Raw genomic sequence first — 19,211 nt, forward strand, 5'->3', positions numbered from 1 at the left:
AGTTCGCAGAGTCATTGATGTGGTTTCCTTCCAAGCCATGAAATAACACCTCCACCGCGCTAGAAATCAGCGGTGAGGTGTAACCCATGTCCTGGCACACCTGTTACCCATGTCCCCGGTCCAAACAGCCACACAGAGAAAGGTGGCTCGGCTGCCGCAGGCAGACGAAAGCCTTTGCTCTGAAGTCATGGATCGCTGCCGGCAACAACGTGATCCCGGAGCTTAATCGGCCTCGCGATCATCCTCGACAACGAGTTTCGTGCCGCGCGCCGCATACCTGCGCGCCACCACCGCGCATACCATCAGCTGCAACTGATGGAAGATCATCAGCGGCAGCACCAGCGCGCCGAGGCCGCCGAGCTGCCCGGCGAACAGGATCTTCGCCATCGGGATGCCGCTGGCCATGCTCTTCTTGGAGCCGCAGAAGACAATCGTGATTTCATCCTCGCGCGAAAATCCCAGCCGCCGTGCGGCCCAGGTCAGCGTCGGCATCACCAGCGCCAGCAGCAGGGCGCACAGCGCCAGCGTCGACAGCAGCGCGGAGATCGGCGTGTCGCGCCACAAGCCTTCGACCACCGCCGCGCTGAAGGCGGTGTAGACCACCAGCAGGATCGTGCCCTGGTCGGTGTAGCCGAGCACGGGCTTGTGCCGGTCGATCCAGCCGCCGATCCAGCGCCGCGCGACATGCCCCAGCGCGAACGGCAGCAGCAGCTGCAGCACGATGTCCAGCACGCCGTGCCATGACGCGCCGCCACCACGGGTGGCCAGCAGCAGGCTGACCAGCAAGGGCGTCAACGCGATGCCGATCAGGTTCGACATCGAGGCGCTGACCACCGCTGCCGACACATTGCCGCCGGCGATCGAGGTGAACGCGATGGAGGACTGCACGGTCGATGGCAGTGCACAGACGAACAGGATGCCGAGATAGAGGTCCGGCGTGAGCAGCGCCAGGCCGAGCGGCTTGAGCGTCAGCCCGAGCAGCGGGAACAGCACGAACGTACTGGCGAAAACGGTCAGGTGCAGCCGCCAGTGGGTCAGCCCCTGCATGATCGCCGCGCGCGGCAGCTTGGCGCCGTGCAGGAAGAACAGCAGCGCGATGGCTGCGTCGGTGATCCCGTCGAAGACTTGCGCGACATTACCGCGGCAGGGCAGCAGCGAGGCCAGGACGACGGTGGCGAGCAGGGCGAGGGTGAAACGGTCCGGCAGCAGGCGACGCGGTGACATGCCTTCGATTCAATCCATGCCGCATTGATCGCGGTGCTTTCGACGCCACCACAGCACCAGTCCGATCAGCACGAGCAGGCCGACCAGTGCCCACAGGCTGCTCTGGCCACGATGAATCCACTTCACCAGCCACGCGTGGTTGTCGGCGCCGAGGAAACCCAGATAGACCCAGAACGGCACGCTGATCAGCGCGGCGACAGTGTCGATCAGCAGGAAACGCGTGAACGACACGCGGTGGGTCATGCCGGCCGTGAGGTAGATGGTGGTGCGCATGCCGGGCAGGAAGCGGGCGAAGAACAGCATGCGGTTGCCGTAGCGCTGGAACTTGTCCTGTACCTTGCAATAGCGCGACGGGGTCAGGATGCGCGCCACGAAGCGCCACTTGAGAATCCGCGCGCCGTAATGGTGGCCCAGCAGGAAGATCGCGCAATCGCCCAGCAGCACGCCGAACATGGCCAGCGCCACCATCACATGCACGTTGGCGTAACCCAGCCCGGCGATCACGCCGCCGGCGACCAGGGTGATGTCTTCGGGCAGCGGCAGGCCGGCGCCGCAGATCATCAGCGCGATGAACACGGCGACGTAACCGTTCTCGGCGAAGATCCTGATCAGTTGTGGCAACAGATCCATCAATATTCCCGTGCGGCCTGCGAAATCCGCCAGGCCGAAGCGGTGCATGATCCCACACCCGCATTGTCACCTGCTGCCGGGGACAGCACGATACGCACGGCCTGCCGGTACATGCGGCACTTCATCGCAGTCACGCGGAGGCCACTGGCGGGCGCACGCGGGCGGCCAGCAGTTCGCGCAGCTCGGCTTTCTCGGCACTGTCCAGCGCCCTCTCGCGGCTCTTCGCGGTCAGTGCGTCGCGGCGCTGGGTGATCGCCTGGTCTTCCATTCGCGCCAGCGCATCGAAGAACTCGACGCTTTGGCTTTCCGGTTCGCCGACCGACAGCGCCGCCATCAGCTTCTGCAGCGACGGATATTCCGGGCGCTCGGCGAAGTGTTCCACCAGCATCGCCGGGTTGATGCCCGGGCGCGCGCGGGCCAGATCGAGCAATTCGGCGAGCAGCCCGACGCCGGGCTTGTCCAGGCGCAGGAAGCGATAGGGTTTTTCGACCTGGTCGGCCAGGCCCGGCTGGGCCAGCAGCAGCGAGATCGCGCTGCGCACCAGGCTGCGCTGTACCGCCGTCGGCCGTTGCATCGCGCGCTGGGCAGACGGGTCGGCCTGCAGCATCGCGCGCGCGCCACTGCGCTTCTCCAGCTCCTGTGCCATCAGGTCGCGGAAGGCGCCGTCGGGCAGCTTCGCGAGCAGCGGGCGGGCGCGCTCGGCCAGCCGGGCGCGGCCGTCGAGGCTGGCCATGTCGACGTCGTGCGACAGCTCGTTGAAGAAATAATCGGACAGCGGCATCGCCTCCTTGATGCGCTTGTCGAAACCCTCCTTGCCTTCCTTGCGCACCAGCGAATCCGGATCCTCGCCGTCGGGCAGGAACAGGAAATAGGCCTGTCGACCGTCGCGCAGGCGCGGCAATGCCGCCTCCAGCGCCTTCCACGCGGCGGCGCGGCCGGCGCGGTCGCCATCGAAACAGAACACCACGTCGGGCGCGGCGCGAAACAGCACCTCGGTGTGTTCCGGCGTGGTTGCCGTGCCCAGCGTGGCCACCGCGATCGGCAGCCCCGCCTGGTGCAGTGCGATCACGTCCATGTAGCCCTCGACCACCACGATGCGGACCAGGTTCTGGTTGGCCTGCTTGACCTGCCACAGCGCGAACAGCTCGCGGCCCTTGTGGAACAGCGGGGTCTCCGGGGAATTCAGGTACTTCGGCGATTGCTCGGCGCTCAGCACCCTGCCGCCAAAGGCGATCACTCTCCCGCGCCGGTCCAGGATCGGAAACATCAGCCGCTCGCGGAAGCGGTCGTACTTGCTGCCTTTCTCGTTGCTGGCGATCATGCCGGCCTCGTTCAGCAGCTCCAGCCGTCGCGGCGTGTTGCCGAGCGACTTCATCACGCCGTCGTAGCCGGCTGGGGCCCAGCCCAGCCGGAAGCGCTTGATCGTGTCCGCGTCCAGCCCGCGCTTCCTGCAATAGGCCTGGGCCTCGGGGTTGCGCGGCAGTTCGCCCTCGTACCAGAGCGCGGCCGCATCCAGCAGCGCGTACAGGTCGGTCTTGTCCTCGCGCGGCGCTGCCTCGCGGCCGCCTTCGCGCGGCACGGTCAGGCCGACGGTCTGCGCCAGTTCCTCGACCGCGTCGGGAAACTCCAGCCGGTCGTAGTCCATCAGGAACTTGATCGCGCTGCCATGCACCCCGCAGCCGAAGCAGTGGAAGAACTGCTTGGCCGGACTGACGTAGAACGACGGCGAGCGCTCGTTGTGGAACGGGCAGCAGGCGGTCCACTCGCGGCCGGCCTTCTTCAACGGCACCCGCCGCTCGATCACGTCGACGATGTCGACGCGGGCAAGCAGTTCATCGATGAAGCTGTCGGGAATCAGGCCGCGCATAAGCGCTCTAGTTTAGTCGGTCGGGGCCACGCCCGCCGGATGACGATTGCGCTAACCTCGGCCGGGGTCTCAGGGGGCATGTGACGACGATGACTGGACTGATCTTCCGTGCGGCGGCCGCCGCCGACGTGGCTGCCGCGGTGCCGCTGATCCACAGTTCCGGGCCGGCGGCGTTCGATTACGTCTTCGCGGTACCGGGTCTGGGTGATGCGCAGGTGTTCCTGCGCCGGGCCTTCGTCGACGGTGCGGGTGAGTTTGGCTGGCGCAACCACGTGGTGGGCGAACTGGACGGCGCAGTGGTCGCGGTCGGCGCGGGCTATGGCGGCGACACCAAGTGGCCGTTTACCCTGGCTGCGGCGCGGCAGATTCTGGGTCATTACGGCTGGCATGCCGCCGGCGTCATCGCGCGGGGCTTGCGCACCGAGTCGGTGATTCCGCCGCCGACCGGAACGATGTATTACCTGGGTCATCTGGGGGTGAGCCCGGCCTTGCGCGGCCAAGGCGTGGGCTCGGCCCTGGTCGCTCATCTGCTGAGCGCGCAGCCGGCAGGTGCGAGCGGGCCGGTCATCCTGGACGTGGCGATCAGCAACCCGGATGCGCAGCGCCTGTACCAGCGTCTGGGCTTCCAGGTGATCGCCGAGCGCCCGTCGACCCTGGCCAATGCGCAGGGTCGCGTGCCCGATCACCGGCGCATGCAATGGCAGGCGCCGGCCCAGGCGGGCTAGAAGAGGTGCAGCACGCCGACAAACACCAGCATCACCAGCAGGAACAGGATCACGAAACACGCGAACAGCACCTTGGCGATGGTCGCGCTGGCGCCGGAAACGCCGCCGAAACCCAGCCAGCCGGTGACCAGCGAGATGATGGCGAAAATGATGGCCCACTTCAGCATGTGTAGCTCCTGCAATGACGGTCATGCGCGGTGGAATCCACCGGCTCAGCGTGCTTTGTAGCGTCACGCGCGTGAATGCGATGCATCGCAAGGCTTGCCCGGGCGGGTTTGTCGCGGCAAGCTGCCCGGCCCGCCGATGGAGTGAGCAGTCGTGGTGATCAACGCGGTGATGATGGTGAAACAGCGGGCGATCGTGCGCGCCTTCGAGCGTGCGGCGGCGACCACGGTGGCCACCGCGTGCAGCCCCGGGCAGCTTGGGCTGAAGCAGGGCATGGCCTGGTACCCGCTGGTGCAGCACGCGGTGCTGCGCTGTCCGGCTGAAGGGCGTTATTTCCTCGACATGGCGAACTGGCAGCGGCTGCGCAAACGGCGCCAGCGCGTGGCGCTGGCGGTGATGGCGATCCTGTTCGGATTGCTGGCGCTGACGCTGTTGCTGCGACAAGGCTGACGACCTGTCGCAGCCATGGGGGCCGGGCTTCAGCCGGCCAGGCGAGTCTTGATCCGGCCCGACACTTTGCCCATGTCGGTGCGCCCGGCGGCCTTTTCCTTCACCGCCGCCACCACCTTGCCCATGTCGCGTGGCGAGCTGGCGCCGGTTTCGGCGATGGCGGCGGTGATCAGGGCGTCGATCTCCTCGTCGCCGAGCTTGGCCGGCAGGTAAGTCTCGATCACCACCATTTCGGCGCGCTCGATCGCCGACAGATCCTCGCGGCCCGCGGCGTCGAACTGGATGACCGAATCCTTGCGCTGCTTCATCATCTTCTCGAGCGTGGCCAGCACCTGGGCGTCATCCAGCACGATCCGCTCATCCACCTCGCGCTGCTTGATCGCCGCCAGCATCAGCCGGATCACGCCCAGCCGATGCTTGTCGCCGCTGCGCATGGCGTTCTTCATGTCTTCGGTGAGCTGCTGGGTGAGCGTCATGAGCGGGACCTCGGGAGATGGAAAGACGATTCTACGGAAACGACAAAGCCGGCGTTGCCCTGGGGACAACACCGGCCATGTCGAATCTGCCGTGCTTGCGGTGGCTGCGAGCGGCTCTCGTCAAAGAGCTGGCGCCGACCGTGTTTCCGAATGCGCGGCGCCCAGGCAGGCGCCAGCTGATCCGCCGTGCCGGCGGATCGGGAAACTCAGTACAGGCGGACCTTGCGCGAAACGTCGCGCGACAGACGGCGCAGGTGACGCTTCACTGCGGCAGCGCGCTTGCGCTTGCGTTCCTGGGTCGGCTTCTCGTAGAACTCACGCTTGCGCGTTTCGGCCAGGACGCCGGCCTTTTCGCAGGTACGCTTGAAACGACGCAGTGCGATCTCGAACGGCTCGTTCTCGCGAACTTTTACGTTGGGCATGGAAACTCCGAGTGGTAATCTGCCTGCTCTTGCAGGACAGCTGAATGTGGTGAGCCGGGAATTATACCGTGCATGACGACGAATTTTCAAAGCCCGACGTTATGAAGCCGATTCTCGGCATCGAGAGCTCGTGTGACGAGACCGGCGTGGCGCTGTTGCGCTGGCAGCCGGGCGCGCCCGGGAAGGGCCTGCTGGCCCATACCCTGTACAGCCAGATCAAGCTGCATGCCGATTACGGCGGGGTGGTGCCGGAACTGGCCAGCCGCGACCACGTGCGCAAGCTGGTGCCGCTGATCCGCGAGGCGCTGGCCCAGGCCGGGCTGACCGTGCAGGACCTGGGCGGGGTTGCCTACACCGCGGGCCCCGGGCTGGTCGGTGCCTTGCTGGTCGGTGCCTCGCTGGGCCGCGCGCTGGCCTGGGCGCTGGGCGTGCCGGCGATCGGGGTGCACCACATGGAAGGCCACCTGCTGGCGCCGTTGCTGGAGGACAACCCGCCGGAGCCGCCGTTCGTGGCGCTGCTGGTGTCCGGCGGTCATTCGATGCTGGTCGAGGTCAAGGCGATCGGTCAGTACACCATCCTGGGCGATACCCTGGATGACGCGGCCGGCGAGGCGTTCGACAAGACCGCCAAGCTGATGGGTCTGCCGTATCCCGGCGGTCCGGCGCTGGCGAAGCTGGCCGAGCAGGGCCGCGCCGGCGCATTCCGCTTCTCGCGACCGATGACCGACCGGCCCGGACTGGATTTCAGCTTCTCCGGCCTGAAGACCCAGGTGTTGCTGGCCTGGCAGAAGTCGGATCAGGGCGATCAGACCCGCGCCGACGTCGCCCGCGCGTTCGAGGAGGCGATCGTCGATACGTTGATCATCAAGTGCCGCCGTGCGCTGGAGGCCAGCGGCGCGCAGCGGCTGGTGATCGCCGGTGGCGTCGGCGCCAATCGAAGGCTGCGCACCGAACTGGCGGCCGCAGGCGCGAAGGACGGCTTCCAGGTGTATTTCCCGCGGCTGGATTTCTGCACCGACAACGGCGCGATGATCGCGCTGGCCGGCGCGATCCGGCTGGCGAGTGGCCAGCATCAGGACGAAACCGTGCAGGTGCGCCCGCGCTGGGATCTGCAGACCTTGCCGGCCGCCTGACACCCGCGTGGGAGCGCCCCCTGTGCGCGATGCTTTTTCGCAACGTGACGAAGAACATCGCGCACAGGGTGCGCTCCTACAGAATGCGGGGGATCACCATTGTGTGCGCCTGGGCAGCAGGCCTTTCAGCTCCGCCTCGGTGAGGTTGCGCCATTGGCCCACTTTCAGGTGGGCCAGCCTGACGTTGTCGATGCGCACGCGGCGCAGCTGGGTCACGCGGTAGCCGAATGCGGCGGCCATCAGCCGGATCTGCCGGTTCAGGCCCTGGGTCAGCACGATCGAGAAACCGAACTTGGCGATCCGGCGCACGCGGCAGGGCTTGGTCATCTGGTTGTGGATGCGCACGCCCCTGGCCATCCCGGCAAGGAATTCGTCGGTGACCGCCTTGTTCACGCCGACCAGGTATTCCTTCTCGTGGTTGTTCTCCGCGCGCAGGATCTCGTTGACGATATCGCCGTTGCTGGTCAGCAGGATCAACCCTTCGGAATCCTTGTCCAGTCGGCCGATCGGGAAGATCCGCTGCGGATGGTCGATGAAATCGACGATGTTGCCGTCCACACTCTGGTCGGTGGTGCAGGTGATCCCGACCGGCTTGTTCAGCGCGACGTAGATGGCCTTCTTTGCGCCCGGCGTGGCAGCCAGAATGCGCGCCTTGACGATCTCGCCGTCGACGCGCACCTCGTCGCCATCCAGCGCCTTGGCGCCGGTGGAAACGACCTCACCGTTGATGCTGACGCGACCGGCCAGCAGCAGCTCATCCGCCTCGCGGCGCGAGCACAGGCCGGCTTCGCTGATGTATTTGTTTACGCGCACAAGTCAGCTCAGGACCGGAGGCCGACGCCGCGCTTGAGCAGTTGCAGCGCCACGATCGCCAGCGCGGCGATGAACACCAGCATCAGCACGAAAGCCCAGCCAATCGGCACGTCGCTGATGCCGAGGATGCCGTAGCGAAACGCGTTGACCATGTACAGGATCGGGTTGGCGTGCGAGATCGCCTGCCACGGTTCACCCAGCATCTTGATCGAATAGAACACGCCGCCGAGGTAGGTCAGCGGCGTGATCACGAAGGTCGGCACCAGCGCGATGTCGTCGAACTTGCTGGCGAATACCGCGTTGATGAAACCGGCCAGCGCAAAGATGATGGCGCCCAGTGTCACCGAGGTCAGCGCGATCCATGGATGCGCCACGTGCAGCGAGGTGAAGAACAGCGCCACCACCAGCACCAGCGCGCCGACCACCAGGCCGCGTGCGACCGCGCCAATGACATAGCCGGAAAGGATCGCCCAGTTCGCCATCGGCGACACCAGCATCTCCTCCACCGAGCGCTGGAACTTGGCGCCGTAGAACGAACTGGAAATGTTCATGTAGCTGTTGTTGATGATGGTCATCATCACCAGTCCGGGCACGATGTACTGCATGTAGCTGAAGCCGCCCTCGATGCTGCCGATGCGGCTGCCGATCAGCTTGCCGAAGATCACGAAATACAGCGTCATCGTGATGATCGGCGGGATCAGCGTCTGGGTCCAGATCCGCATGATGCGGATGATTTCGCGGCGCGCCACGGTGTACAGCGCGATCAGATTGGTCGATGCGTTCATGCCACGCGCTCCTTGCCCGGCTCGCGACCATGCTCGACCAGCCGCACGAACAGCTCCTCCAGTCGGTTGGTCTTGGTACGCATCGAGTTGACCGTGATGCCGCTGGTGGTGAGTGCGGCGAACAGCGAATTGAGATCCTGCGAGCGCGCCATTTCCGCTTCCAGCGTGCGCTCGTCGACGCGACGGAAATTGATGCCGGTGAGTTGCGGCAGCTCCTGCGGTGCTTCATTGACGTCGAGTACGAAAGTCTCCACGTCCAGTGTCGCCAAGAGGCGTTTCATGCTGGTGTTCTCGATGATCGTGCCGTGGTCGATGATCGCGATGTTGCGGCACAGTGACTCGGCTTCCTCCAGGTAATGCGTGGTCAGGATCACCGTGGTGCCGGCGGCATTGATGCCGCTGACGAACTGCCACATCGAGCGGCGGATCTCGATGTCGACGCCGGCGGTGGGCTCGTCCAGAATCAGCAGCTTGGGCTCGTTCATCATCGCGCGGGCGATCATCAAACGGCGCTTCATGCCACCGGACATCTCGCGCGCCTGGTGGAACGCCTTGTCCCACAGGCGCAATTCCTTCAGGTACTTTTCCGCGCGTTCGGCGGCGATCTTCCGCGGGATGCCGTAAAAACCCGCCTCATTGACGCAGATGTCGAACGGCTTCTCGAACTGGTTGAAGTTGATTTCCTGCGGCACCAGCCCGATCAGCTGCATCGCGGCGCTGCGATCCTTGTTCACCGACACGCCGAATACCTGCGCATCGCCCGAGCTGGAGTTCACCAGCGACGACAGGATGCCGATCAGGGTCGACTTGCCGGCGCCGTTGGGGCCAAGCAGGGCGAAGAAATCGCCCGGCTGCACGGTCAGGCTGATGCCCTTCAGGGCCTCGACGCCGTTGCCGTAGGTTTTGCGCAAATTGTCGACGACAAGCGCGGGGGCCGTGGAAGCGTTTTCCGGGGACATGGGCTGCACCAAGGGGGTTAGCCCTTATTATAGCGGGCCAAGTCCCGTCGCCTGACATGAGCCAGGCGGTACACACTGTTTCCGGAAACCCCATGGCCGATCATTTCCAGCTCCGTCTTGTCGACAGCTTCATGCTGGCGCCCACCGTGCGCCACCTGGTGTTCGAGCGCGTCGACGGCCAGCTGCTGACCTTCCAGCCCGGCCAGTTCCTGCAGGTGCACTTCCATTACGACGACGGCACCGCGACCAAGCGCAGCTATTCGGTGGGCACGATCGGCGATGGGAGTTCACCGGTTTCGCGCATCGAGATCGCGGTGAGCTATGTCGAAGGCGGCGCGGCGACGAAGTTGCTCGGTGAACTGCCGCTCGGTGGCGTGATCGACGCCAGTGGCCCCTACGGCCGCTTCTGCCTGCAGGAAGCCGATACCCATCCGCGCTACCTGCTGCTGGCCACCGGTACCGGCGTGACGCCGTATCGCGCGATGCTGCCGCAGTTCGAGAAGCTGCTGGCCAGGGGCGATCGCGAGGTGGTGCTGCTGTACGGCGCGCGCAATGAAGGCGAGCTGCTCTACGGCGAAGAGTTCGAGGCGTTCGCGCAAAGCCACCCCGGCTTCCTGTTCCACGGCTGCCTCAGTCGCGAAGCCCGCGCCATCCCGCGCTCCAGCGACCGCAGCGGCCATGTCCAGCACGTTCTGGCCGAGCTCGGACCGCACGCCGACCGCGACATCGCCTACCTGTGCGGCAACCCGAACATGGTCGACGCGGCGTTCGCCGCGCTGCAGGAATACGGTTTGCCGGTGAAGCAGATCCGGCGCGAGAAATACATTTCGTCGCGCTGATCGTCATCCAGGCGGGTGCACGATGATCCGCAGCCCGCAGGTGGCTACAGGACGATCACGCGGAAGGTGACCGAGAAATTGGGCGCGCTCGCCCCGGTCTTGCCGGCCATGATGCCTTGCGGCGCAATTTTCAGTGCCTTGACGCCGCCATCCGCTCCGCTGCCGTCATTGACCGGAGCATAGGTCCATGGTCCGGAGCTGCCGGTGCTGGAGTAGGTCACATTGGCTGGCGCCAGCGAGAGTCCGCTGCCGGGCGTGCCTTCGGCAAACACCACGCTGCCGATCACGAACTTGGTATTGGCCGGCAACGGATCGGTGATCACCAGACTGTTGTTGTCCGCCGGGCCACTGCCGTTGTTGCTGACCGTGATCTGGTATTGCATCACCGCGCCCGGCAGCGACTTGGGCCTGGTGGTGCCCTCGACGGGATCGGAAATCACCGACACCGACTTCATCACCAGCAGGTTGGGCACGCCGACGTTGAAGGTGCCGTTGGCGGTGTGCGTCACCGTATTCTCGGTACCTTCGTAGCCGGTGACGCTGGCCGTCCAGTAGCCCGTCGCGGCATTGGCCGGCAGGGTGTAGCTGTATTCGTAGGTACGCGTGGCGGCGCCCGAATCCGCCTTCTGGGTCATGGCGGCACCAACTACCTGGGTGGCGCCGTTGGGATCAGTCAGCGTGACCGTGGCTTGGCGCACGTCGTAGCTGCCGAACGGATCGCTGATCACTGCGCGCACGTAGACGGTGTCGCCCGGGGCATAGGAGCTTTTGGAAGTAACTGCAGGGTACGCCGCCGAGTAATTGTTGACGCTGTCCACGTTGATGACCGTGGAGGTGTTGAACGAGAACGTGCTGGCGCCTTGGCCGGTGGTTTTCTGGGAGACGGAGACCCAGGTGCCGGAAATCGGAGTGCTCTGGACCCTGAGGTTGAGGGTACCCCCCGCGGCGATGGTCGTTGCCGGCATGTTGATGCTGAAATTCTGCAGCGCAGTGGCGGAGCCGCTGATATTTTTCGCGGGTGCGCTCGCAATCAGGGTGTTGCCATTGAACAGTGACACGACGATGGATTTGGTGCCCGTCCCGCTCGTCGCCATGACCAGGTTCACCACGATGGTTTGCGCCGGGATGACCAGCGTCTTGCCTGCGGCAACGCCTGGTGTCAGCACCCATGTGGCGCTGCTGTTGCCGGTGATGGTGACGGGTGTAGTGGTGTTGGCAGCTTGCGGCGTACGGGTCAGCGTGTTCGCGTCTTGCACATACAATATCTTGTTGCCGGAACCAGCCACCTGCGACTGCGATACCGTCACCGTCGGCGCGTCCGGGCTGCCACCGGTGCCGTTCGGATTGGAGATCGTCGCGCTGTTGTCGATGGTACTGCCCGAGGCAGCGCTGCCGGACACGGTGACCTCGTAGACGATGCTCACGCTCCCATTGGCCGGCACGCTGATGCCGCTGACGCTGACCTTGCCGGTGTTGTTGGCGCCGCCATTCGTCGTGCTGCCGTTGCTGCTGCCAGCGGGGGTGCTGATCACGCTGAGGCCGCCGACGCCGGCGGGCATGTCGTCGCTGACGCTGACGCCGGTTGCGACACCGGCGGTGCTGTTGGTCAGGGTGATCGTGTAGCGCAGCGTGTCGCCCGGATTGGTGTCGCCGCCATTGGTATCCAGTACCGTCTTGGTCGAGCTGGACAGGTCGGAGCGCACGACGGTGGCCACGTCGGTACTGCTGTTGTTCGCCTTGCTGTAGTCGCCGAGCGTGGTGACGGTGGCGGTATTGCTCACGCTGGCCGGTGCATTGCCGGCGACGGCCACGGTCAGCGTGATCGGTGGCAGGTTGCCGCCGCTGGCTACCGTACTGGGATTGCTGCAGGTTACGTTCTGGCCGGCGGCGCTGCAGGTCCAGCCGCTGCCGCTGGCGGAAACGTAGCTGAGGCCGGTGGGCAGCGTATCGGTGACCGTGGTGGTGCCGCTGGTGGCATAGAAACTGTAGTTGTGTACCGCGAGGTTGTAGCTGCCGTTGGTGCCGGTGGCGAAATTGCCGGCGTGAGACTTGGTGATGCCAAGATCCGGGCCGACGAACTTCACGCCGAAAAGCGCGCCTTGCAGGCCGCCGGCGTTCAGCACGGCGGTGACGGTTGACGGGCTGCCGGCACTGGCAAAGGCATAGCTGCCGACCGTGCCGGCGACGCCCGACTCGGTCACCGTGGCGGTTCCCACGCCGCTCAGGCCCGGGTACAGGGCGGAGCCGCTGTAGGGGATGCTGGCCAGCAAGGTCCACGGATTTCCGCTGGTGGTGAAGCTCAGGGATTCGTTGTTGTTGGTGGATTCGCCATCGGCGGCCACGAAGGCAAACGGGGCAGGCCCGCCGGAGGTGTCGACGGTGATGCTGTTGAGACTGAGGGTCACCGTGCTGCCGTCGCTGGCTGTATAGAGCACGGGCTGGCCGGGAATGCCGTCGAAGGTCGCGTTGTTGCCGAAGGCGGCGCCTGACCATGACGGCACGCCGACGCGATTCAGCGCGCCGCTTGCCTTCAGGGTGAAGCTCATCACGGCGCCGTTCGAGAGTGTGACGACAAAAGGTTGGCCCGCCCCGCTGCGCGCGGTGCTGTCGACATAGGCACTGAAATCGATCCAGCAATAAGACTGGTAGTCGGCCGGCGCGGTGCCCTGGCTCGTCGCAGGACCGCAGGTGGTATTGACTGCAAATGCTGGGGTCAGTACCAGCCAGCCAGCCAGCAATAGCAAGATCAGTCCGACCCGGCGCCACAGATTGCCCGGCCGGCCAGCGGCCTGCGTGGGTCCGGCATGCCGCTCGGTGATCGTCTGGTCGCGCGTGGGAAGCGGTGTCATCGGCCCAATCCTTCTGCCAAGGCCTTCACCGTATCCTGATCGAACTTGAAGCGGAAGCGCAGGAACATGCCTTTCGCAGTGTAGTGCGCGGCGGTGAAGTCCTGATCGTAGTAGCCCTTGAAGTTGTAGCCGACGCTGAGCCACATGTTGGTACCCACGTCCCAGCCGGTTTCCAGGCCGAGGCTGCTGCTGGACACGCCGGAGCGGTACGAGTGCATGCGGCTGGCGATCACGCCCACGTCCCAGTGCTCGGACACGTCGTAGCGGAACTCGCTGCCGATCAGGTCGGTGTAGCCGGCGTAGCTGCCGCTGTCGAACTTGTAGCGCGCGTACTTGGAGCCGTAGTAGAGCGACCACTGCGAGTGGTCGCCGCGGTAGTTGGCCTGCAGGTTGTTGACCAGTTTGGCCGCCTGCTGGTTGATGCCGAAGGTGCCGGAGCTGCCCAGTGAACTGGCCAACTGCTGCGGACTCTGCTGGCTGGCGGCGACGCCGGTGCTGCCCTGCTGCAGGAACGGCGAGACGGACAGGCCCTGCTGGTTGTTCCAGGTCAGGTCGAGTTGTTCCAGCAGCGACCAGCGACCATCGTCCGGGCGGTGCGCGAAGCTGAAACGCACGGTGACATTGCTTGACTTGCCGCCGGGATTGAAGCGGCTGTCGAATGCCTGCAGGCTGCTGGAGAACGCGTTGCCGGCGGACAGGTCGCGATAGAAACCGCCCATCACGCCGAGGCGCTTTTCGCTGGTCGAGCGCAGCGATTCGACGCGGCTGGTCCACGACCAGTCCTTCTGCCGCCAGGTGCTGCCGACGAACATCGAGGTGAAGTCCTGCGTTGCCGAGGCGGCGATCGAAGGCGTGGCCGCGTTGAGCGAGCCGGCCACCGGGACGCCCTGGCCGTCGACCGTGGTCGTACCGGTGGTCGCCGCATCCGGACGGTGCAGCGACTTCACCTGGTTCAGGCCGGCGCTGAGGGTCAGCGACTTGCTGACCTGCCAGCCCTGGGTAAGCCCGGAGGTGGCGAAGGTGCGCGGGCCGTATTCGGTCATCTGCTGGCCGACCGAGTTGGTCAGCTGCGCGCGCTGCCACGGGGTGGCGCGCACGCCCAGCTCGGTCATCCGGCTGTACTGCTGCTGCACGCCGTCGTTGAACTGCTGGTTGACGAACAGCGTGGCGGCGTCGGTCACTTTGTAGTCGACGCCGAGCAAGGTGCTGGCGGGGTAGGCCGGATCGTTGCCGTTGATGTTCTGGCTGGTGATGCCGTGCAGGGTCACCTTGTTGTTGAAGATGCCGGTGCTGCCGCCGAGATAGACCTGGTCGGCGCTGCCGCTGGCCAAGCTACCCAGGCCATTGCCGAGGATGCCGCTGGTGATGCCGCCATTGCCCGCGCCGGCAACCGTCGCAACGGCCAGCGGGTAGTCATCGCTGACGTGGCGCAGGCCCATGGTCAGGCTGCGGTTGTTGGCCTGGTAGCGAACGCCGGCATCGGCCACCGTGCGGGTGCTGGCCAGCTGCAGCGATTGTTCGCGATAGGCCTCCATCTGCAGCGCCCAGTTTTTGTTCAGCAGGTAGCGCGCGTTGCCGCCGACTTTGCGCGTGCCGCCCTGGCCGAGCGACTGCTGGCCCAGGCCGAAGCCGACGCCAAGCTGGCGCGCGTAGAGCTCGCTCTCCAGCCGCTTGCCGTGATTCTGCACCGTCACCAGATAGGCCGTGCCGGAACCCTGGTTGGTGTTGGATGTGGCCGCGCCGGGCACGTTGCTGTAGCCGGTCAGCAAGGAACTGGTGCCGGCGGCGGACGAAGTATGCGCGACCTCGGCCTTCAGCTCGGTATTGGCTGCCAGCTTCACCCGCAGGTCCGCACCACCGAGCCGGTTGCTGCCGGTGTCGGCACCTTCGTTGACCATCGTCACGCCGAGCTCCAGCCGGTCGCCGGCGGTCTTCACCGCAACACGGCCACCGGCGGTGATCGACTGGTCGCCGGGGCGCATCACTTCGTACTCGGCCACGATGTAGACCGGGTTCATGTTCTCGTCGAAGCTTGGCACCGGCTGCTTGAAGAACAGCGCGCCGCTGTAATAGTCCAGCGTGTAGTCGAGGTAGCTGCTCAGTTGCTGTGTGTTGATCACGCGCTCGTTGTGGTAGCGGTCGCGCGTCTCCAGGCGGATCCGCTCCGAGTTCAGCAGGATCTGCGTGCGGGCCAGGTGGTAGAGGCCCGAGGTGCCGTTGCCCTGGATCTCGTCGCGCACATAGGACTGCGCGTTGCGCGCGGCGAACGCGGTGTAGCCGACATGCTTGCCTTCGTACGCGCTCTGCACGCCGTTGAAACGGCGGTCGTAGCGCGACAGCTCGGTGACGTTGAGGTGGGTGTCGAAGTCACCGAACATCGCGTAGAACTGGCCGCGCTCGATCTTCAGGTACAGCTTGCTGGCGCTGGAGGCGTCGTAGCCCTGCTCGGCGGCGTCGCCATAGAGCATGAAGTACTGGTTCGGGTCGACACTTTGCTGCAGGCCGTTGAGGGTGGCGCGGTTCGCGCCGCTGGCCTTGGCCGAATCGTAGGCGGCGGTGAGCAGGTACTTGCCCTTGATCATGCCCTTGGCGTACAGCGCCACGCGCCCGTCCTGGAACAGGTCGCGGTTCGGGTCGGTCCCCGAGACATTCTCGATGTGGCCGCGAATGTCGTTGAAGGCGGCGGTGCCGTTGGCCACGCCGACCAGGATCCAGTCGCGCTTGCCCGGCTGCATCCAGGCACGCAGGTCCTGATGGGTATCGTTCTGCAGCGGAATGCTCAGCGCGATCTGGCCGGACACGGTGGTTGGCGCCAGCTCGAGCAAGGCAATGCCATCGTTGCCCACGGTGTACTTCGGCTCGCGCGGGGCGATCGCCAGCAGCTGGTGGTCCTGCAAGTCCTGCTGGCTCTGGTATGGCTGGTACGGCGACTGCAGTGTGTAGCGGCCGGTCATGCCGCGGCGCACCGGATAGCCCCAGCGGTCGAACAGGCGGATCGCCAGCTGTGGGCGGCTCTTGCCGTCGGCGACCAGGGTGGACTTGTCCAGCACCAGTTCGGCGCGTGTCGGCGCGCCGGAATAATGCACCTTGCGCTCGACCCGCTGCACCACCTTGCCGCCTTCGCTGATTTTCGCGAGCAGGGTATTGTCGCCTTCATGCAGCGGCACGCCCAGCCACTGGCTCACCGCCAGCGTGTGCCCGGGATTGCCCTTGGCGCCGAGGAAGTTGGCCGCAGGAACCAACGCGCCGTCGACCGACAATTGCACCTGCTGGCCGGGACCATGCTTGACCGCCACCTTGATGCTCGGCACGGCCGGCAGGTAGTCCGTCGTCGGCCACACGAACGCCGCTTCGGAACCGGCGCCGGCCAGCGAATGCATGTCGAGCTGGTAGGTGTCGGCCAGCGACCGGGCATCGGCGGCGATCGCCGCGGGAGACGACGCGACCTTCGCCTGGTCGGCCGGGGCAATGCCCGCGGTCGCCAGATGCTGCACCGGTGAACGCGCCTGACCCGCTGCCGCAAGGACGGCGCTGGCAGCAGGCGTGTGCTGATGCGACGCGCTCGGCGTGTCGAAGTTCGCCAGCGCCTTGGTGGTCTGCATCGCGCTCTGTGCCTTGGTCTGCAGATCGAACTGCAGTTTGCCGTGCCAGCCTGCGCCGCGGTCGCCAAGACGGAACACGAGTGCGCCGGCCATCTCGCCGGGCTCGGCAACCTTGGTGCCGTCCAGGCTGGCTGAGCCCGGTACGTAACGTGCGCCTTCGGGCAGCATGATGGTGCTGCTCAGCTTGCTCACCGGCACCTGCTCGACCGACAACGCCAGCGTGTTGCGGATCAGCGTGCCATCGGCCTGCTGGCTCAGCTGTACCGCCACGCGACCGCTCGGCGGCGGCAGCCGACGTACATGGAAGTCGGCGCGCCACAGGGCGCCGCCATGCAGCTCGACGAATTGCGAGTAGCTGCGTCCGGCGAAACGCGTATTGCGCTCGCAGTTTTCGGCGGCATAGCCCGGCGGCAGGCTGGCGGTATCCAGCTGCACGACATGCGTGCCGTTCTTCACGGCCTGGAAGTGGAAGCGGCCATCCTTGTCGGAGACCACGTAGCTGCCGTTCTCCATCAGCACCCGAACCCCGGCGAGACCTTCCGCGGCGCGACCGTCATGCGGATCGCAACCGACCAGCACGCGCCCGATCACGGTGTTGACGTCCTGCATCAGCTCGTTGCGGATCTCCACCTGCGCAGTGGCGATGTTCGATGCGGTGCCGCCATCGGCCACGCCTTGCGCCCGGTTGATCGACGCGCCCAGCGGGGTGGCTGCGGTGACTTCGGTGACGTAGGTAAGCTGCCGCTGGCCGGACTTGTCGATGTTGCCCAGGTCGAACTCGAGCTGCTGGCCGTTGGCGGCGATCTGCGGATCGGCGGCCTTGGCCGTGCCGACGCGCGCCGAGCCCTGCACGTAGCGAAAGCCCTGCGGCAGGGTGTCCACCAGCCGGACGTTCTGCGCGACGCCGAGCTTGTCGCTGTTTTCCACCGCCACGCTGAACTGGATCATGTCGCCCACGGCAGCCACATTCACCGAGGCGGTCTTCTGCACGAACAGGCTGCTGGAAATCGGGTCCAGCGGGATGTCGAAACCGATCGGCTGCGTGCCGGTCACGGTGAATGTCTGCCCGAGCGAGGCCGGTCCCAGCGTGTAAGGCGCGCCGGTCAACTGCTGCAGCGCCGCCGGCGTGGCGGTGGAGGCGTAGCGATAGCCGGCTGGCGGCACTACCTGCAGGCGGTAGTGGCCGGCGACCACCTGCGGCAGCAGGTAGGCGCCGGTGGCGGCGCTGTAGCTGGCGCCGGAGCTGTCGGTGACGCTCTGCCCCGAGGTGACGCTGGAAGGGAAGCTGCTGACGCCGTCGCGGCCGGTGACATGGGCCACGGCGACGCCGGTGTCCGCGTCCACCAGGGTGATCTTCGCGCCGTTGATGCGCGCGCCGGTGGTCGAGTCGAACACCACGTTGTAAGGACTCACCAGCGCCTGCGCGGCGGAAGTATCGCTGCTGTCGACGATGTCGGTGTACTGCAGAGCGAGACGCTGGCCCGGCTGCAGGCTCAGCGCGCAAGTGTTCGACGCGCTGTCGCTGCTGCTCGGCACGTAGCCGGTGAACGTGCCGCTGTCCGGCCCGTTCTCGGTCAGCCGCACGGTCACCGTCTGACTGGTTCCGGTGACCGAGACCGATGCCAGAATCGTTTCGCGCACCAGCGGATTGAGGTTCTGGTCGTGGTCGGTGATCTGCACGAACACCGGGTCGCCCGGGAAATACATTTGTGCCGGACCCAGCGGCTGCGCGCTGTTCGGGTCGAGCGTGCTGCCTTGCGCCGAGATCGGTGCCGGCAGGGTGTTGAAGGTGGCACCGCCATCGCGGCTGCACTGGGTGGGGCCGATCAGCGCAGCGGCCGAACCCTGCGCATAGGTCAGGAAGAACGCGCTCGACTGTGTGCGGGTGCCGGTCACCGGGGTGACCTGGGTGGTGGTCAGCGAGAACCTGGGCGCTTCGTTCAAGCCGGTGGAACCGACCGGCCCCTGCCAGGTGAGCACCGCCTCGTTGTTGATGATGGTGCCCGGCGGCGTGGGCGTGGCAGCCCACGCCGCCGGCGTGGCGGACAACGCGAAGCCGAGCAGCAGCCACACCTTGCCAAAACGTCCTGCCCGCGGCGTGCGCAGGGAAGCGGCTTTGGCAAGGCGGGTCGATGCGGATACCACCTGCATCAACCACGACTTGTCCATGCATTCATCGTGCATCCCCTTTTGCTGCAGGCGCAGGAGCGCGTCGCGCATGAGTCGTTGCCGACCCATGCGCGAGCGCAGTCCTGAAATCCTGAGCAGAGTG

General features: G+C 65.9%; 15 protein-coding genes. 4 read left to right on the forward strand and 11 right to left on the reverse strand.

The genetic code is table 11. From position 1 onward, the window contains the following. Positions 1 to 222: 222 nt before the first annotated feature. The 3 genes from ACQGNJ_RS03295 to dnaG all read right to left on the reverse strand — a co-directional run bounded on the left by ACQGNJ_RS03295 (position 223) and on the right by dnaG (position 3,721). Positions 223 to 1,224, reverse strand: a complete 1,002-nt coding sequence (locus ACQGNJ_RS03295) for a bile acid:sodium symporter family protein (RefSeq protein ID WP_426687808.1) — start codon at positions 1,222 to 1,224, stop codon at positions 223 to 225. Positions 1,225 to 1,233: 9 nt separating this feature from the next. Then, positions 1,234 to 1,854 carry a DedA family protein gene (locus tag ACQGNJ_RS03300; protein WP_426687809.1) on the reverse strand — a complete coding sequence of 207 codons (621 nt, stop codon included), beginning with the start codon at positions 1,852 to 1,854 and terminating at the stop codon, positions 1,234 to 1,236. A 130-nt stretch (positions 1,855 to 1,984) separates the two neighbouring features. Beyond that, positions 1,985 to 3,721, reverse strand: coding sequence for a DNA primase (gene dnaG / locus ACQGNJ_RS03305; protein ID WP_426687810.1), 1,737 nt, complete (start codon positions 3,719 to 3,721; stop codon positions 1,985 to 1,987). A gap of 89 nt (positions 3,722 to 3,810) precedes the next feature. Here dnaG and ACQGNJ_RS03310 point away from each other — a divergent pair, with 89 nt between their 5' ends. Further along, positions 3,811 to 4,446, forward strand: a complete 636-nt coding sequence (locus ACQGNJ_RS03310) for a GNAT family N-acetyltransferase (RefSeq protein WP_426687811.1) — start codon at positions 3,811 to 3,813, stop codon at positions 4,444 to 4,446. Here ACQGNJ_RS03310 and ACQGNJ_RS03315 read toward each other — a convergent pair. Then, positions 4,443 to 4,613 carry a DUF1328 domain-containing protein gene (locus tag ACQGNJ_RS03315; RefSeq protein WP_426687812.1) on the reverse strand — a complete coding sequence of 57 codons (171 nt, stop codon included), beginning with the start codon at positions 4,611 to 4,613 and terminating at the stop codon, positions 4,443 to 4,445. The genes ACQGNJ_RS03310 and ACQGNJ_RS03315 overlap by 4 nt on opposite strands. Positions 4,614 to 4,764: 151 nt before the next feature. Between ACQGNJ_RS03315 and ACQGNJ_RS03320 the strand changes: the two genes are divergently transcribed. After that, the gene (locus tag ACQGNJ_RS03320) at positions 4,765 to 5,061 is read left to right on the forward strand and encodes a hypothetical protein (protein ID WP_426687813.1); all 297 of its coding nucleotides are present in this window, start codon (positions 4,765 to 4,767) and stop codon (positions 5,059 to 5,061) included. Positions 5,062 to 5,090: 29 nt separating this feature from the next. Here the strand turns inward: ACQGNJ_RS03320 and ACQGNJ_RS03325 are convergent, their stop codons facing one another. Next, a complete protein-coding gene (locus ACQGNJ_RS03325; RefSeq protein ID WP_426687814.1) occupies positions 5,091 to 5,537 on the reverse strand; it encodes a GatB/YqeY domain-containing protein in 447 nt (148 codons plus the stop codon). A 206-nt stretch (positions 5,538 to 5,743) separates the two neighbouring features. Continuing rightward, the gene (gene rpsU / locus ACQGNJ_RS03330; RefSeq protein WP_007081639.1) at positions 5,744 to 5,959 is read right to left on the reverse strand and encodes a 30S ribosomal protein S21; all 216 of its coding nucleotides are present in this window, start codon (positions 5,957 to 5,959) and stop codon (positions 5,744 to 5,746) included. 101 nt (positions 5,960 to 6,060) lie between these two features. Between rpsU and tsaD the strand changes: the two genes are divergently transcribed. After that, a complete protein-coding gene (gene tsaD / locus ACQGNJ_RS03335) occupies positions 6,061 to 7,092 on the forward strand; it encodes a tRNA (adenosine(37)-N6)-threonylcarbamoyltransferase complex transferase subunit TsaD (protein WP_426687919.1) in 1,032 nt (343 codons plus the stop codon). Between the two features lie 93 nt (positions 7,093 to 7,185). Here the strand turns inward: tsaD and ACQGNJ_RS03340 are convergent, their stop codons facing one another. From ACQGNJ_RS03340 to ACQGNJ_RS03350, 3 genes are read right to left on the reverse strand one after another with little or no spacing between them, the layout of a single operon-like run. Beyond that, complete coding sequence (locus ACQGNJ_RS03340) at positions 7,186 to 7,905, reverse strand: pseudouridine synthase (protein ID WP_426687815.1); 720 nt, start codon at positions 7,903 to 7,905, stop codon at positions 7,186 to 7,188. An 8-nt stretch (positions 7,906 to 7,913) separates the two neighbouring features. Further along, a complete protein-coding gene (locus ACQGNJ_RS03345; RefSeq protein ID WP_426687816.1) occupies positions 7,914 to 8,690 on the reverse strand; it encodes an ABC transporter permease in 777 nt (258 codons plus the stop codon). After that, a complete protein-coding gene (locus ACQGNJ_RS03350) occupies positions 8,687 to 9,649 on the reverse strand; it encodes an ABC transporter ATP-binding protein (protein WP_426687817.1) in 963 nt (320 codons plus the stop codon). Before ACQGNJ_RS03350 ends, ACQGNJ_RS03345 begins: the two co-directional genes overlap by 4 nt. Positions 9,650 to 9,741: 92 nt before the next feature. Between ACQGNJ_RS03350 and ACQGNJ_RS03355 the strand changes: the two genes are divergently transcribed. Next, positions 9,742 to 10,488, forward strand: a complete 747-nt coding sequence (locus ACQGNJ_RS03355) for a ferredoxin--NADP reductase (RefSeq protein ID WP_426687818.1) — start codon at positions 9,742 to 9,744, stop codon at positions 10,486 to 10,488. A gap of 44 nt (positions 10,489 to 10,532) precedes the next feature. Here ACQGNJ_RS03355 and ACQGNJ_RS03360 read toward each other — a convergent pair whose 3' ends face one another. After that, complete coding sequence (locus tag ACQGNJ_RS03360) at positions 10,533 to 13,337, reverse strand: beta strand repeat-containing protein (RefSeq protein WP_426687819.1); 2,805 nt, start codon at positions 13,335 to 13,337, stop codon at positions 10,533 to 10,535. Next, a complete protein-coding gene (locus ACQGNJ_RS03365) occupies positions 13,334 to 19,159 on the reverse strand; it encodes a hypothetical protein (protein WP_426687820.1) in 5,826 nt (1,941 codons plus the stop codon). Before ACQGNJ_RS03365 ends, ACQGNJ_RS03360 begins: the two co-directional genes overlap by 4 nt. Positions 19,160 to 19,211: the final 52 nt, after the last annotated feature.

The organism is Rhodanobacter ginsengiterrae (assembly GCF_050026815.1).
GTDB lineage: Bacteria > Pseudomonadota > Gammaproteobacteria > Xanthomonadales > Rhodanobacteraceae > Rhodanobacter > Rhodanobacter ginsengiterrae.